General features: G+C 66.7%; 14 protein-coding genes. 8 read left to right on the forward strand and 6 right to left on the reverse strand.

From position 1 onward, the window contains the following. Positions 1-9: 9 nt before the first annotated feature. The gene (locus tag ACTIMF_RS03345) at positions 10-1,422 is read right to left on the reverse strand and encodes a phytoene desaturase family protein (RefSeq protein WP_442348860.1); all 1,413 of its coding nucleotides are present in this window, start codon (positions 1,420-1,422) and stop codon (positions 10-12) included. A gap of 58 nt (positions 1,423-1,480) precedes the next feature. Between ACTIMF_RS03345 and ACTIMF_RS03350 the strand changes: the two genes are divergently transcribed. From ACTIMF_RS03350 to ACTIMF_RS03365, 4 genes are all read left to right on the forward strand, one after another. After that, positions 1,481-3,145, forward strand: a complete 1,665-nt coding sequence (locus ACTIMF_RS03350) for a TPM domain-containing protein (RefSeq protein WP_442348861.1) — start codon at positions 1,481-1,483, stop codon at positions 3,143-3,145. 90 nt (positions 3,146-3,235) lie between these two features. Continuing rightward, positions 3,236-3,673, forward strand: a complete 438-nt coding sequence (locus ACTIMF_RS03355) for a MarR family winged helix-turn-helix transcriptional regulator (protein WP_442348862.1) — start codon at positions 3,236-3,238, stop codon at positions 3,671-3,673. After that, complete coding sequence (locus tag ACTIMF_RS03360) at positions 3,673-4,941, forward strand: MFS transporter (protein ID WP_442348863.1); 1,269 nt, start codon at positions 3,673-3,675, stop codon at positions 4,939-4,941. The genes ACTIMF_RS03355 and ACTIMF_RS03360 overlap by 1 nt, the downstream gene beginning before the upstream one ends. A 47-nt stretch (positions 4,942-4,988) precedes the next feature. Further along, positions 4,989-5,666, forward strand: coding sequence for an SDR family oxidoreductase (locus ACTIMF_RS03365; protein ID WP_442348864.1), 678 nt, complete (start codon positions 4,989-4,991; stop codon positions 5,664-5,666). Between the two features lie 22 nt (positions 5,667-5,688). On the opposite strand, the gene ACTIMF_RS03370 is transcribed toward ACTIMF_RS03365, so the two are convergent. Beyond that, positions 5,689-6,081 carry a nuclear transport factor 2 family protein gene (locus ACTIMF_RS03370; RefSeq protein WP_442348865.1) on the reverse strand — a complete coding sequence of 131 codons (393 nt, stop codon included), beginning with the start codon at positions 6,079-6,081 and terminating at the stop codon, positions 5,689-5,691. Positions 6,082-6,161: 80 nt separating this feature from the next. Next, on the reverse strand, positions 6,162-7,349 hold the full coding sequence (locus tag ACTIMF_RS03375; protein ID WP_442348866.1) for an acyl-CoA dehydrogenase family protein: 1,188 nt from the start codon (positions 7,347-7,349) through the stop codon (positions 6,162-6,164). Positions 7,350-7,442: 93 nt separating this feature from the next. On the opposite strand from ACTIMF_RS03375, the gene ACTIMF_RS03380 reads away from it, so the two are divergent. After that, positions 7,443-8,504: a DUF2804 family protein gene (locus ACTIMF_RS03380; RefSeq protein WP_442348867.1), complete on the forward strand. Its 1,062-nt coding sequence runs from the start codon at positions 7,443-7,445 to the stop codon at positions 8,502-8,504. A 3-nt stretch (positions 8,505-8,507) separates the two neighbouring features. Here the strand turns inward: ACTIMF_RS03380 and leuS are convergent, their stop codons facing one another. Continuing rightward, positions 8,508-11,411 carry a leucine--tRNA ligase gene (leuS, locus tag ACTIMF_RS03385; RefSeq protein WP_442348868.1) on the reverse strand — a complete coding sequence of 968 codons (2,904 nt, stop codon included), beginning with the start codon at positions 11,409-11,411 and terminating at the stop codon, positions 8,508-8,510. Between the two features lie 209 nt (positions 11,412-11,620). Between leuS and ACTIMF_RS03390 the strand changes: the two genes are divergently transcribed. Continuing rightward, a complete protein-coding gene (locus tag ACTIMF_RS03390) occupies positions 11,621-12,154 on the forward strand; it encodes an SdpI family protein (protein ID WP_442348869.1) in 534 nt (177 codons plus the stop codon). A gap of 3 nt (positions 12,155-12,157) precedes the next feature. Next, the gene (locus ACTIMF_RS03395) at positions 12,158-13,153 is read left to right on the forward strand and encodes a bile acid:sodium symporter family protein (RefSeq protein WP_442348870.1); all 996 of its coding nucleotides are present in this window, start codon (positions 12,158-12,160) and stop codon (positions 13,151-13,153) included. On the opposite strand, the gene ACTIMF_RS03400 is transcribed toward ACTIMF_RS03395, so the two are convergent. Then, a complete protein-coding gene (locus ACTIMF_RS03400) occupies positions 13,129-13,758 on the reverse strand; it encodes a DedA family protein (RefSeq protein ID WP_442348871.1) in 630 nt (209 codons plus the stop codon). The two genes, ACTIMF_RS03395 and ACTIMF_RS03400, sit on opposite strands and share 25 nt — an antisense overlap. 22 nt (positions 13,759-13,780) lie before the next feature. After that, entirely contained in the window at positions 13,781-14,374 is a 594-nt protein-coding gene (locus tag ACTIMF_RS03405) for a YqgE/AlgH family protein (RefSeq protein WP_442348872.1), read from the reverse strand. A gap of 115 nt (positions 14,375-14,489) precedes the next feature. On the opposite strand from ACTIMF_RS03405, the gene ACTIMF_RS03410 reads away from it, so the two are divergent. Beyond that, positions 14,490-15,788, forward strand: coding sequence for an MFS transporter (locus tag ACTIMF_RS03410; protein WP_442348873.1), 1,299 nt, complete (start codon positions 14,490-14,492; stop codon positions 15,786-15,788). Positions 15,789-15,795: the final 7 nt, after the last annotated feature.

A 15,795-nucleotide genomic window follows, 5' to 3' on the forward strand; every position in this document is an offset into this window, starting at 1 on the left:
AACGCTGAATCAACCGCGGGCCAACAGCGCGCGGGCAGCGCGGTAGCCGGACATTCCGTGCACGCCGCCGCCCGGGGCTGTCGCCGACGAGCACAGGTAGACGCCGGGAACTCCGGTGACCTGCGGCGTCGGCGACAGCACCGGGCGCGCCACGAGTTGCGCCAGACTGGCTGCGCCGCAGTTGATGTCGCCGCCGACATAGTTGGCGTCGTGCCGTTCGAGATCTGTCGCGGTACTCACTCGGACGCCGATGATCGTGTCTCGGAACCCCGGTGCGGCCCTTTCGATCTCGGCGACGATCCGATCGGACACGTCGACGGCGCACTTCGCGGGGACATGACAGTACGCCCACGCCAGATGTGTCCCGGACGGCGCCCGTGACGGGTCGACTGCGGTCGGCTCGCCGCCGAGAACCCACGGTCGCTCCGGCAGCGACCCCGCGGCGACGGCAGCCTCCGTACGCCTGATCTGAGCGACGTCGTCGGCGAGATGGAATGTCGCGGTCCGGGCCATCAGCTCTGGCCGCGCAATCCACGGAATCGGGTCGGTGAGCATGAAGTCGACCTTGCACGTTCCACCGCCATAGGCGAACCGCCGCAGAGCGCGGGCGTAACGGTTGCCGAGCCGATCGGCGAACAGCCGAGCGACCAGGTCTGGCGAGGTGTCGAACAACAGGTCACAATCCGTCGGGAGCTGGGCCAGACCGGTGACCTCGCACCCGGTCTCGATCCGTCCACCCGCAGTGCGAACCACCGAGGCCAGAGCGTCGATGATTGCCTGGGAACCGCCCTGCGCCACCGGCCATCCCGTCGTGGCGAGCATCCCGAGCATCAGCCCGGCAGCCGCGGACCCGGCAGCCGTCAGCGGCCGTTCGGCGTGCGCGGCGATCCCCGCGAACACGGTCGCGGCACGCTCGGTGGTGAACGCCCGCGCCACGACGTCGGTCGGCAACGTGGCCGCCGCACCGAATCCAGCCGTCCTCAGCACTCGGCGCCGCGGAATCGTCGGCATCGCGAGTATCTGTTCGACGAGCGTCCTCGGATCGCTCACCTCGACCAGGGCCCGCCATCTTCTCGCGTCAACCCCGAGCTCTGTTGCAGTGCGCTCTGATTCGCGGTGAACACCGATCGTGCCGGACGCCGCGACATGCGCGAGCGAGACATCGGGGACCACCCAGTTCAGCCCGTGGTCGGTCAACCGCAGATCTGTGAACGCCGGTGACGCATAGCCGATCGGGTGTACCGCGGAGCAGAGGTCCGTGCGAACGCCCGACCCGAACCACTCGTCGGTGCGTGCACCTCCCCCGATTGTGTCGGCAGCCTCCAACACGAGCACGCGCCGACCTGCGCGCGCCAACACGGCCGCCGCGGTCAGTCCGTTCGGTCCGGAACCGACGATCACTGCATCGAACTCGTCACGCACTCTTCACTCCTCTCCCAGCCTGCCTGCCCACGTCGTACCCAGACGATAGATTGGTTCCATGTCGTCTGCTTCTGCCCGACGGGGTCTGGCTCTCGTGCCGGCTCTCGCCGCTCTGCTGCTCGCCTCGACGATGCTGTGCGCACCCGCACACGCGGAGGCGCCGTTCCGCCTCCCCACCCAGGTGGTCGATCCAGCGGGCGCACTCGACCAAACGCAGAGCGCTCGCGTGTGGCAGGCGGCGTACGACGTAGACGGTGCGCATGACATCCAGTACTGGGTGGTGTACGTCAAGAACTTCGGCGGTCTCACGCCCGAGGACTGGGTGGCCAAGACCGTCGCGCAGAGCGACTTCGGAGCGCACGACGTGGTCCTCGCGGTCGCCACCGAGCCGCGCGAGTACATTCTGCAGGCACCCGTCGAGGTAGAGGGCCTCACTGCAGAAGAGACCGATCAGATCATTTCCGACGACCTCGCGCCCGCGGTGCAAGACGGTCGATTCGCCGACGCCGCAGTCGCTGTCGGCAACGATCTTGCCGACGTCGGCGGCGAGCCGGAGACGTCACGGACGTGGTGGATCGTTCTGACGGTCGTCGTGCTCGTGCTGCTCGCGGCATGCGCAGCTCTGTTGCTGTTTCGCAAGCGTCGGACAGCCGCCGACCGGCCGGACGCGTTCACCGCTGACGAACTCAGCCAGAAACCCGTCGAAGAACTCGATCCGTGGTCCCGTGAAGTGCTGACAGCTACCGACCGTGCGATCCGGACCAGCGGCGACGAGGCGATTCGTGCGCGCGATGAGTACAGTACCGCTGCCGATCCCTTCATCTCGGCCGTCGCCGATGCGCGCGCGGCGATCGCAGCGTCGTACATTCTGCGTCAACGGCTCGACGACGACCAGGTGCCCGATGCCGCCGAGCAGCGCCGCATCCTGGTGGAGATCATCACGACCTGTTCGAATGCCGACGCGATGCTCGACAACCGGAGCGCGGCACTCGACAGACTGCGCGACCTCAGCGTCGACGGCGAGCGACGCATGGATGCGTTGTCGGCTGCGATCTCCGAGGCGAGCGACCGGCTCCCGGACATCGAATCGAGCCTCGCCGAACTGGTGTCGACACCCGATGAGGTCGCCGGGAACACCGCGCTCGCACGGGATCTGCTCGAATTCGCCCGCGAATGCACCGACCAGGGACGCGACGCCGCTGCCGCCGATCAGCGGGGTTCGGTCATCGGCGCGGTGCGTTCCGCCGAAGGTGCACTCGACCAGGCCAACAGGCTTCTCGACGCCGCCGAGGACGCCGACGACACCCCCCGATCGACCGAACTCGCGGATGTGGTCGACCTGGTCAAGTCCGCGTCTACGTTCGTGCAGACACGTCGCGGGGTCGTCGGTTCGGTCGCGTTCACGCGGCTGTCCGAGGCACGCCGTCTCGCCGACATCGCCGCCGATCTCACGGAGACCGACCCGGACGCGTCCGCGGGCACTGCGGCGCGGGCCGCCGACCTCGCCCGTCAATCGCTGGAGTCGGCGGCCGCCGATGTCGCGGACTGGTGGAACTATCAGGACGCACCAGGCGATCTCGCTCCCGTGCTCGCAGGTGTCCTCGTCGACAGCGTCCTGACCGGGTCGGTGCACGACGGCGGTTACAGCCACGACGGTCGCAGTCCCGCATCGTTCGGCGGTTCATCGAGCGCGGGCCGCATCGGTGTCGGCGAACGCGTCTGACCTCCGCGCCCCCTGCGCGATACCCGATGTCTCGCATCTCATAGGCCCTGGGCTTTTATTTAGGTTTACTAAGTATTAGAGTCACTAACTGTGACTGATAGCAACCCTTCGGAACTGGCGAGCGAACTGCGCCATACGGTGACCCGCCTGTACCTCGCACTCCGGCGGAACAGCCCGGTCACCGAACTCACCGCAGCCCAGTCATCAGCATTGGTGACGCTCCTCGACCACGGCCCCATGCGCATGGGCGCTCTCGCCGACCGCGAAGGCGTTCGGATGCCTACGGCGACAAATCTCGTGGACGTACTGACGCGCGACGGCCTAGTGACTCGCGCACCCGACCCGAACGATCGACGCGCCGTCGTCATCGCACTCACCGACGAAGGACGCACCACGGTCGACCGCGTGCGGTCCCGACGCGACGACGTGCTGACTGCTGCGCTCGATCAACTGTCCGACGAACAACAGGCCGCGATCGCGGCCGCCGCCCCGGCCCTACGGGACCTTCGCGCACGATTGGAGAAGTGATGGCAGAGAACGAACACTCACTCACCGAGGCCTTCAAAGGCCAGCCTCGCACGGTGTGGGTCACCGCATTCGCCGCGGTGATCGCATTCATGGGCATCGGCCTGGTGGACCCGATCCTCAACTCGATCGCCGAAGCCCTGGATGCACCGCACGAGAAGTTGACTCTGCTGTTCGGCGTCTACATGGGCGTCCAGGTGGTCGCGATGCTGCTCACCGGTTGGGCCGCCTACCGATTCGGTCCAAAGCGGACCTTGAGCGCAGGTCTGGTCTGCATCGTGATCGCGGCCGGGGTCTCCTCGTTCGCAAGCAACATCGACCAGTTGATCGCACTGCGTGTCGTCTGGGGCCTCGGCAACGCGCTGTTCATCGCGACCGCGCTCGCGTTCATCGTCGGGCAGGCCCGCGGCAGCCAACACGGCGCGATCCTGCTCTACGAAGCAGCTCTCGGTGCGGGTCTGGCCGTCGGACCGTTGCTCGGCGCCGTCTTAGGCGAATGGAGTTGGCGCGCACCGTTCGCCGGCACCGCCGTACTGATGCTGATCGGCGCAGTTCTGTGCGCGATCCTGTTGCCTGCTGACGGACCGTCGTCTCAGCGTCAGCCGGTCAACCTGCTTGATCCGATCAAGGCATTGCGCAACAGAACTCTGCTGATCAACTCGATCGGCTCGGCGTTCTACACCGGCGCTCTGTTCACCGTGATCGCGTGGGCTCCCCTGGCGATGGGTCTTCGTCCGATCTATGCGGGGATGATCTTCTTCGGCTGGGGCCTGTTGACCGCGTTGGCGGGTGTGTTCATCGCGCCCGGCGTCGCCCGAGCGATCGGCGACCGCGGCGGCGTCATCGCCGCCATCAGCGGATACGCCGTCGTCATGGCCCTCGCCGCAATCGGTGTTTTGACCGACCAGGTGTGGTTGATCGGCCTCGCCGTCGTCGTGTCCGGTGTGCCTTCCGGCGTGCTGAACACGCTGTTCACCGGTGTCGCGATGTCGGCGACCGACTCCTCCACGCCCCGGTCCGTCGCATCGGCCGGCTACAGTTTCCTGCGCTGGATGGGCGCCGCCGTGTCCGCGATTCTCGTCGCCTACCTCGCTGAATGGTTCGGCGGCTCGGCGCCGTTCTGGTTCGCCGCGGGCTACTGCGGGATCGCCGTGCTCGCCATCGTCGGATCGAACATGATCGGAACACACGGAGACGGATCGAGCGAGGTCGTCCAGAACAAGCACACCGTCGCCGACGACGCCGCGTTGATCGGCGCGGAAGAGTTCTGAGCCGCAGAACTCTGAGCGCCACAACGGTGACCAGTACAGTCGGCTCCATGCCGACTGCACTGATCACCGGAGCCAGCCGCGGCGTGGGCGCACAGATCGCTCGCGCACTCTCACCCACGCACGACCTTCTCTTGGGCGGGCGGGGAAGCCCCGAACTCGACTCCCTGGCAACAGAATTAGACGGTGCGGCGACGTTCGGAGTCGATCTCACGGACTACGAGTCGGTGAAAGCATCCGTTGAGGCGATCAGTTCACTGGATCTGCTCGTGCACAGCGCCGGAGTCGCGAGCAGCTTGGAGCAGGTCGCCGATACACCGGTCGACGAGTGGCGCTACCTCCTCGAGGTGAACCTGATCGCCGCGGCCGAACTGACCCGGTTGCTCCTGCCCGCTCTCCGGGACGCGGGCGGTCACGTCGTCTTCATCAATTCCGGTGCGGGCATGCGCGTCAACCCGGGGTGGACGCCGTACGCCGCGAGCAAGTTCGGGTTGCACGCCCTCGCCGACGGGTTGCGCGGCGAGGAGCCGTCCATCCGTGTCACATCGATCTTCCCCGGGCGCATCGACACGGACATGCAGCGCGATATCGTCGCCCGCGAAGGCGACGACTACGACCCCGCGAGATTCCTCCGACCGGAGACGGTGGCCACCGCAGTCGCGCATGCCGTCGCCACACCGCCGGATGCGCATCCGACCGACGTCGTGCTGCGACCGACCGGCCGCTGACCTGCTCCGGCCTGACGCGGCGTCAGATCTGTTCGAGGTCCGACGGGTTCCACACCGCACGCATCGACGTGACCTTGCCGTTCTCGTCGAAGACCATGATGTCGACCGGGGTGATCTTGAACTTGGCCTCGTCAGTTCCGGTGACGAGCGTGAATTCGAAGACCGCGGTGTCGCCCGCGACCCTCGTCCAGGCCACCGTCGCGTCACGGTGCGGCATGCCGGTGATGATTCCGTAGAACTCGACCAGTTCGTCGCGTGTCGTGCGCAGGGGAGCGCCGATGGGGTCCTCGACGGTGGCGCCGTCGGCGTAGAGGTCGGCGATCTCCTCGGCGGTGCCCGAGTTGAGTGCGTCGATGTAGGCCGTCACGACGGCGTTGATCTTCTCGGACAAATCGATCTGCTGGTCAGTAGTCATAGCCACTCCCTGAATTGAAACGTGTTCTAGTTTCACGCTAGCAGGGATGACGGGTACGCGATAGCGAAAGCGAGATCAGCTCACCGGAGGTCGGCGCTGCTCTTGCCGAGTACGCGACGCGCGATGATCAGCTGCTGGATCTGCTGAGTTCCCTCGAAGATGTCGAGGATCTTGGAGTCGCGCGCCCACTTCTCGAGCAGCTGCGTCTCCGAGAACCCCTCGGTAGCTCCGATCTCGACGGCCTTGTTCGTCACGTCGGTGACGGTGCGGCCGGCTTTCGCCTTCGACATCGACGCCTCGGTGGAGTTCGGCTGCTTGTTGTCGGCCATCCACGCGGCGCGCAACGTCAGCATCCAGGACGCCTCCCAGTCGGACTCGAGACGGATGAAGTCGGCGACAGCGGCATGCTGCGCAGCTACCGGGCGGTCGTAATCGATCTCATGACCTGCTTCTTCGAGGATGCGACGCACTTCCTCGAGGGCCGCGCGGCCGAGTCCGACGGCCATCGCGGCCACGACGGGTCGGGTGTTGTCGAACGTCTGCATGACGCCGCCGAAACCCTTTTTGACGTTGATCTCCGGCGATCCGAGCAGGTTGTCGGCCCGCACCCGGGCGTTCTCGAAGCGAACCACGGCGGTGTCGGACGACTTGATGCCGAGCTTGTGCTCCAGGCGCGCGACGGTGACTCCGTCGGTCGACATCGGGACGACGAAGCTCTTGATGGCAGCGCGGCCGACGCTCTTGTCGAGAGTCGCCCAGACCACGACGTGGTCGGCGCGCGACCCGGCGGTCACGAAGATCTTCTCGCCGTTGATGACGTAGTCGTCGCCGTCGAGCACTGCGGTGGTCGAGACCGCCGCGGAGTCGGAGCCGAAATCGGGCTCGGTGATCGCCATCGCGGCCCATACGTCGGCGAAGCGCTCGAGCTGCTCGTCGTTGGCGACAGCGGCGATCGCCGCGTTGCCGAGCCCCTGATAGGGGATCGACAGCATGAGGCCGACGTCGCCCCAGCTCAGTTCGCGTGCATTGAGCACCGACCGAAGGTTCGCGCCGTTGACGGTGCCGTGATCGGCTCCTTCGGTGTCGGCGGACTTGTCGCCGCCGCGCGCCTGCTTGGCGATCTTGCCGAGCTCATCGAGTTCGGTGGGGTATTCGTGCTCGGCCTTGTCGTACTTTCGCGAGACAGGGCGGAAGATGTGCTCGGCTGCGAGACGGGCGCGCTCGACCGTGGAGTTCAGCTTCTCCGGGAGCTCAAGATTGATGGCCATGCAACGACCTTACTACTGAGTAAGGTCGTTGCCAACCGTGTCGTCCGACCTGGATACGTCGTTCAGCGACTTCAGGTTGTCACAATGGTCACCATGACGTCCGCGCCGTTTCCGCCCGATGCCACTCCGTCGCCGCCCGCACTGGTGATCGGCGGCCAGTATCAGTTCGGCACGTACGACGGCCCCATTCGGATCGTCAATCCACTCGACGCGGCGGGGGACGGCCTGCTCGCCGCGCCGCGTCGCGTCGTCCGCGATCTCGGGCTCAAGGAATGGGAGGCCTTCCAGCTCGGCGACGACACCCACTTCGTGCTCGGAGCCGTCTACAACGCGAAGTCCCTCGGGCTGCTCCAAGTGCTCGTGGTCGACAAGCATGCGGCAACGATCCGCAGGTTCGAGACGAGGCTTCCGGCGCCGATGCTCTCGGTCGCACGCGGACTGAACGCGACAACCTCGCACGGCGAGTTCTCGGGCCTGAGGATCGCAATCGGAAACGAGATACCGGACGGCATCGTGACCGTGGACGCCACCCGCGATCGCCACGGCGACGACCCATCGCTGGCGCTCCACGTGACCGGCGAATGCGGATCAGACGATGCGGCGCATCTGGTGATCGTGCATCCCTTCGCCGACAACGACGCGCTCTACTCGCACAAGGCGATGATGCCGATGCACGGCTCGCTCGTCCTCGGTGAGGATCGCCTCGGCTTCGACGACGACCGCGCCTTTCTCATCCTCGACGATCACCACGGCGACTATCCGCGACCCATGCGGTACGACTGGATCACCGCCGCGCACCGGAGTCGGGACGGCGTCGTCGAAGGCTTCAATCTCACCGACAACCAGATCCGCGACCCGGCACTCTACAACGAGAACGCCGTCTGGATCGGCACCGAACTACACCGACTTCCGCCCGTCACGTTCACCCGGCCCGATGGCCCCTGGGGCCAGTGGCATGTCCGCGACGAGCACGGCGCCGTCGACGTGACGTTCACCCCGACGGTCCACTCGACGATGCACGTCGGACCCGGCAAGGTCCTCGCCGAGTACTACGCGCCGTACGGCTGGTTCGAAGGCGTCATCCACGCCGAGCACGCGACCCTGCCCGTCGACGGACTGTTCGGCGTCGGGGAGCAAAAGCGGATCACCGTGTAGGCGCTACGGGACGACGTTCACCATGCGGCCGGGCACGTAGATGACCTTGCGCGGCTCACCGTCGAGCAGGGCTGTGATCTTCTCCTCGGCCAACGCTGCCGCGACGACGGTCGCCTCGTCGGCATCGGCCGCTACCGTGATTCGGCTGCGGACCTTGCCCTTGACCTGCACGGGGATCTCGATCGCGTCGTCGACGAGGTACTGCTCGTCCACGTCGGGGAACGGACCGTGGGCCAGCGAGTCCTCGTGGCCGAGGCGGCTCCACAGTTCCTCCGCGAGGTGCGGGGCCAGGGGAGCCAGCATCAGGACCACCCGCTCGACGGCACCTGCCGGCGCACCCTCCGGATACGACTTGGTCAGGTGATTCGTGAGCTCGATGAGTTTCGCGACCGCCGTATTGGTGCGCAGGTTCGCGTAGTCGTCTCGCACGCCCGCCGCCGTCTTGTGGACGACCTTCAACGTGTCGACACTCGGCTCGGCGTCGGTCACGCGGATCGTGCCGGACTCCTCGTCGACCACCAGGCGCCACACGCGCTGCAGGAACCGCTGCGCACCGACGACGTCCTTGGTGGCCCACGGACGCGACTGGTCGAGCGGTCCCATCGACATCTCGTAGACGCGAAGGGTGTCGGCGCCGTAGTCGCGACAGATGTCGTCGGGGGTGACAGAGTTCTTGAGCGACTTGCCCATCTTGCCGTACTCCTGCGACACCTGCTCCTCGGCGGATGCGCCGTCTCGCTGGTAGAAGAACTTCCCGTCGCGCTCGACGACGTCGTCTGCGGGCACGTAGACACCGCGCGAGTCGGTGTAGGCGAACGCCTGGATCATGCCCTGGTTGAAGAGGCGACGATACGGCTCGACGCTGCTCACGTAGCCGAGGTCGAACAGGACTTTGTGCCAGAAACGCGAGTACAGCAGGTGCAGGACGGCGTGCTCCATGCCGCCGATGTACAGGTCGAGGCCGCCCGGATCGTTCGCACCGTGCAGCTTGGGACGCGGCCCCATCCAGTAGGCCTCGTTCTCGGGCGCGCACAGGGTCTCGTCGTTGGTCGGGTCGATGTACCGCAACTGGTACCACGAGCTGCCCGCCCACTGCGGCATCACGTTGGTGTCGCGGGTGTAGGTCTGAACTCCGTCGCCGAGGTCGAGCTCGACCGACACCCAGTCCGTCGCCTTGGCGAGTGGGGGAGACGGCTCGCTCGAGGCGTCGTCCGGCTCGAACGCGACCGGCGCGTAATCGGCGACGTCCGGCAGCTCAACCGGCAGCATCGACTCGGGGAGAGCGTGGGGGGCTCCGTCGGCGTCGTACACGATCGGGAACGGCTCACCCCAGTAGCGCTGACGGGCGAAGAGCCAGTCACGCAGCTTGTACTGGATGGTGCCGGTGCCAGTGCCCTCGGCTTCGAGCCGCTGGATCATCGCGGCCTTGGCGTCGGCGACGCTCATCCCGTTCAGGAAATCGGAGTTCACGAGCGGTCCGTCGCCGGTGTAAGCGGCTTCGGTTATCCCCTCGTCGGAGCCGATCACCTCGAGCAGGGGCAGCCCGAACGCGGTGGCGAACTCGTAGTCGCGGGAGTCGTGCGCCGGTACCGCCATGATGGCTCCCGTGCCGTACCCGATGAGGACGTAGTCGGCGATGAAGATCGGGATCTGCGCACCGTTGACCGGGTTCCTCGCATACGCGCCGGTGAAGACACCGGTCTTCTCCTTGTTCTCCTGACGCTCCAGATCGCTCTTAGCGGCGATCGACGCGCGGTAGTCGGCGACGGCGGTCTTCGGGTCGGCGGCGCCGCCGGTCCACCGCGGATCGACGTCGTGCGGCCATACGTCGGCAACGATCTCGTCGACCAAGTCGTGTTCGGGAGCCAGCACCATGTAGCTCGCACCGAACAAGGTGTCCGGGCGGGTGGTGAAGACCTCGATCGGCGCTTGTGCCGCCGTCGAGAACGTGACCTGGGCACCCCGTGAGCGGCCGATCCAGTTGCGCTGCATGGTCTTGACCTTCTCCGGCCAGTCGAGCAGATCGAGGTCGTCGATGAGGCGATCGGAATAGGCGGTGATCCGCATCATCCACTGCCGCAGGTTCTTTCGGAAGACCGGGAAGTTGCCGCGCTCCGAACGGCCGTCCGCCGTCACCTCCTCGTTCGCGAGGACCGTGCCCAGACCGGGGCACCAGTTGACCAGCGAGTTGCTCAGATAGACGAGGCGGTAGCCGTCGAGCACCTCGTTGCGTTCGGCGGCCGACAACGCGGACCACGTGCGTCCGTCATCGAGAGTCCGTGCGCCGGAGTCGAATTCGTCGACGAGCTCGCCGATGCGGCGAGCCTTGCCCTGATCGGCATCGAACCACGCGCTATAGATCTGCAGGAAGATCCACTGCGTCCAGCGGTAGAACTCGACGTCGGTCGTTGCGACGCGGCGGCGCTCGTCGTGACCGAGCCCGAGCCGACGGATCTGCGCGAGATACCGCTCGATGTTCGCGTCGGTCGTGGTGCGCGGATGGGTGCCCGTCTGGACGGCGTACTGCTCGGCGGGAAGGCCGAACGAGTCGAAACCCATCGTGTGCAGGACGTTCTTGCCGCTCATCCGCTGAAAGCGAGCGAAGACGTCCGTGCCGATGAACCCGAGCGGATGCCCGACGTGCAGCCCCGATCCCGACGGATACGGGAACATGTCCTGCACGAACAGCTTGTCGTCGGCGTCGGGCTGCGGTCCGTCGAAGTCGCTGAAGTCGCCGGCGAGCGGGCCGACCGGGTTCGGTGCGTGGAAGGTCCCGTCGACGGTCCAACGCTCCTGCCAGCGCGACTCGATCTCACCGGCCGTGGCTGCGGTGTACCGATGTCCGGGACCGGACTCGGCGGGACCGTTCGACGAACGAGCGGAGGGCGAAGAATCAGCGGAAGTCACGTAACCAGGGTAAACGGGGCCGTGGTCGGGGACGAAACGCAGGTTCGATCACTAAGCCGCTCACCTCGACGGCGTTCGCTCCCCGCTAGAGGGGATCGAACGCCGACTGGGGGAGCAGACGTGGGCCAGCGGACCAAACAAGGGCGACCTACGCCACTAGCGCCCAGACGATTCCGCACCCGTCGTCGCTCCGTCGTACAGTGAGACCCGTGCAGATCCTGTCCGTCGTCTCCGCCGTTCTAACCCTCATACTCGCCGTGTTCTGGGCGGGTGTGGGAGTCAGCGGACTGACCGGCCGTCTGAAGCGCAACCGCTGGGTCGGCGTACGTTCGGACGAGACGATGCGATCGGCCGAAGCGTTCGCGCTCGGCAACAAGGTGGCCGCACCCGGATTCCTCGCGGCGGCCCTCGTCCTGCTGATCGGGGGAGGGCTGGCGTTCGGCGGTGACCTCGGCTTCCTGTTCGGCTTCGGTGCGATGATCATCGGTTTCGCGATCGCCGCCGTCGCCGCGGGTGTCGGCGTCCGGGTCGCGGCGACGGTGCCCGAACCGGAAGAGGAGACCGGCGGCTGCTCCGCCGACTGCTGCTCCGGCGGAGCCGACGAGCAGAGCGCCACCGCGTGCGAGACCGACGATCCCGCAGCCGACTGCGGAGCCGCCAGCTGCGGATCGTGCGCACTGCAGGGCATGTGCACCACTGAGCACGCCGCCGACGCAGACCAGCCGTTCCACGCCGCCCGCTGACGTATGCGCAAGCTCCTCGAGAAGTCGCCCATCGACGGGTTCATCGCGTCGATCTTCCTCGCGGTCGTCGTCGCCGCCGTCTTCCCCGCGTCCGGGACGTTCGCCGACGTCATGGACTGGGTGGTCACCGCGCTGATCGCGCTGCTGTTCTTCCTGTACGGGACCCGGCTCTCGCCCCGCGAAGCGCTCGACGGCCTCACGCACTGGCGGCTGCACACGACGATCCTCGCGTTCACGTTCCTGTTGTTCCCGCTCATCGGCCTTGCGCTGCACCCGCTGCTATCGCCGTTGATCGGCTCGGACCTCGCCGACGGCTTCCTCTACATGACTCTGGTCCCGTCTACGGTGCAGTCATCGATCGCGTTCACTTCTATCGCCCGCGGCAACGTGCCCGGCGCCATCGTCAGTGCGTCCGCGTCTAACCTCCTCGGCGTCGTTCTGACCCCGGCGCTCGTCGTCCTGCTCATGAGCTCGGACGAAGGCGTGCACATCAGCGGCGAGTCGATCCTCGAGATCGTCTTGAAGATTCTGGTGCCGTTCATCGTTGGCCAGCTCGCGCGCCCCCTCGTCGGCCCGTTCCTCACGCGGTACGCCGAACCGACCAAGTACGTCGACCGCGGATCCATCGTCATGGTGGTCTACGTCGCGTTCAGCGAAGGTGTCCAGTCCGGGCTCTGGAGCCACGTCGACACCCTCGACGTCGTCCTCGTGATCATCGTGTCGACGCTGCTCGTCGCGGTGATGCTCGCCATCACCTGGTTCGTCCCGAAACGCCTCGGATTCAACCGTGAGGACATGATCGCCGCCCAGTTCTGCGGCACCAAGAAGAGCCTGGCGACCGGGCTACCGCTCGCGAGCGTCATGTTCACCGGGTCGGTCGTCGGCTTCATGGTGCTTCCGCTGATGATCTTCCACCAGATCCAACTCATCATCTGTGCGTGGCTCGCGAACCGCTACCACCGACAGGCTGAGTCTCAGGACGACGCTGTCCCCGCGTGACGGCCTGCCTGCCACCGTCTGAAGATCAAGAACGCCACCGACAACCCGCCGACACAGATCGCGACGATCAAAGCCATCTCGGCGCCCAACGTCTCACCGACCGCGAAGGAGACGAGCAGAATCGTCGCCGACCAGGAGACGCCGCCGATCGTGCTGGCCACCGCGTACCTGCGGAACGGCATCTTGCGCGCGCCCGCGACGAGCGGGATCACACTGCGCACCCAGCCGATCCACCGCGCGGCGGCCACGGCGACGATCGCGTCGCTCGGACTCGGCGTATTGCCACGGGACCGGACGGTGCGGCGCGCGATCCGGCGTCCCAGTCTGGTGGCGCCCAGCCGCGGGCCGAAGCCGCGGCCAACCCAGTATCCGGTCCAGTCGCCCGCCATGGCCGCCAGTCCGCAGCCGATCACGAGGATCCCGATGTGCGCGGACCCGATCGACGCCAGAACGCCTGCGGCCACCAGCACGGCTTCGCTCGGTGCCACCAGACCGATGATCACCACCGAGGTCTCTAAGAACACGACGCCCATGGCGATCAGATACACGGCCCACGACGGAACCGCGTCGATCAGCGAGGTCAGCTGATCGGTAATCACATGCATGTGTCGGCCGACCGCGGAGTGATCAATTGTCTTCCGGCCGCAGTGGATACGTCGATAACAGAGGCAATGGCCACGGCTGGCGCGTGAGCACGCGCTGCCACACGTCCACGGACGGCTCGGCCAACAGATCCGTCGGCAGACCCGGTGCCACGATCCAACTGCTGTCGGCGAGCTCTTCGTCGAGCTGTCCGGGCTCCCAACCCGCGTATCCGGCAAAGATTCGAACGCCGGTGAGCACCTGCGCCATCTCGTCCGGGTCGGCGTCCAGATCGACCATCGCGACCGGACCGGTCACTTGGTGGAGCTTGGGTTCGTCGGCGACAACCACACCCGTCTTGGCAACGCCCAGACACAACGCCGACGAGGTACCGACCGGACCCCCGACGAACACGGCGCGGGGGCTCGCTGCGAGATCGGCCCACCGGGGGAGGATGTTATAGACGGCCGCATCGCTCATCCTATTCAAGACGACGCCGAGCGTGCCCTGCTCATCGTGTTCGATGACGTAGACGACGGTGCGTGCGAAGGTCGGGCCCGACAGAGCCGTCGACGCGATCAGAAGCGACCCGGGAGTCACTTCGGGTCGGTCGTCGGAGAACTCACCGTCGGACACCACCCCATCATGACATCACAGGCCGCGGCGCGCGCCCGCACGGCATCGCCTCGCGGCGACACTGTGAGGTCCGTCCTCGCCCAGAGCCTACCGGCGAGTTCGTCGGTAGGCTTGCACGGTGAAGCTCTGGACCCAGGTCAAGACACCGGACCTGCTCCGGTACCTCGGCGTCAAAGTCCTCAGCCAGATCAGCGACGGCGCATTCCAAGCCGCGCTCGCCTTCTCGATCCTGTTCAATCCCGACCGGCACACCGACCCCATCGCCGTCGCCGCCGGATTCGCCGTGCTGCTCCTGCCGTACTCGGTCCTCGGGCCGTTCGCAGGCGCACTCCTCGACCACTGGGACCGGCGTCGAGTCCTGGTCTGGATCAACGCGTTCCGAGCCCTCGCGATCATCCTCGTCGCCATCGCGATGAGTTCCGGCGTGCCCGATACCGTCGTACTGCTCGCCGCGCTGCTCGCGACCGGTTGCAGCCGATTCGTCGCATCCGGCCTGTCAGCGGGGCTCCCGCACGTCGCAGAACCGGACGTCATCATCGAGGTCAATGCCGTGTTCACAACGCTCGGCGCAGGCATGCTCGCCGTCGGTGCCGGGCTCTCCACGCTGCTACGAGCCATATTCGGCGCCGACAACGGCGGGTCGGGAGCCACCCTCCTCGCGGGCGCGGTGTTCGCCGTCGCCTCGGGTCTGCTGGCGGCGACGTTCGTACCGCGCCGGCTCGGCCCCGACCGTCCGGACGGTTCCGGGCACTCGGCGATCTACTCGGTCGGCCGTGGGCTGGCCCACGGTGTGCGAGCCGTGATCGATCATCCGAGCGTCGGTGTCGTCCTCGGCGCGATCGGCGTCCACCGACTGGTGTTCGGCATGAACACGTTGATGTTGCTGATCGTCGTCCGCAACATCGACCTCGGCGCACCGCTCGGCACCGACGTGCAAGCCATGGCCGAGATCGGCGTCGCCGTAGCGGGAGGCGCTCTGTTGGCAGCCGTCGTCACACCGTGGTCGGTCCACCACTTCGGCAGACGGCGAACAGTCGCGGTGGCTCTCATCGGCGGCGGGCTCGCCGAAGCGCTCGTCGGAACGCTCACCGCCTACACGGTGCTCGCCGGCGCGGCCCTGCTCGGGCTCGTCGGGCAGACCGTGAAACTGTGCGGCGACGTCGCCATGCAATGCGACGTGCCCGACTCATATCGCGGCCAGGTGTTCGCCGTCCAGGACGCTCTCTTCAATTCGGCGTTCGTCGCAGCCATGTTCATCGCCGCCGTCTCGATCCCCGCGGACGGCTTCTCGATCCCGCTGGTCGTCGCGGGCACTGTCGTATACCTGGCGAGCGCTCTGGTCGTCTGGCGGGCGAATCCCGCGGTCGTCGAAGGGCCAGACCCGGCGGCGGTCGAACGAGAACAGGCGCAAGTCTGACGCTGCT

It is taken from the genome of Gordonia sp. (in: high G+C Gram-positive bacteria), from assembly GCF_052106715.1.
Lineage (GTDB): Bacteria > Actinomycetota > Actinomycetes > Mycobacteriales > Mycobacteriaceae > Gordonia.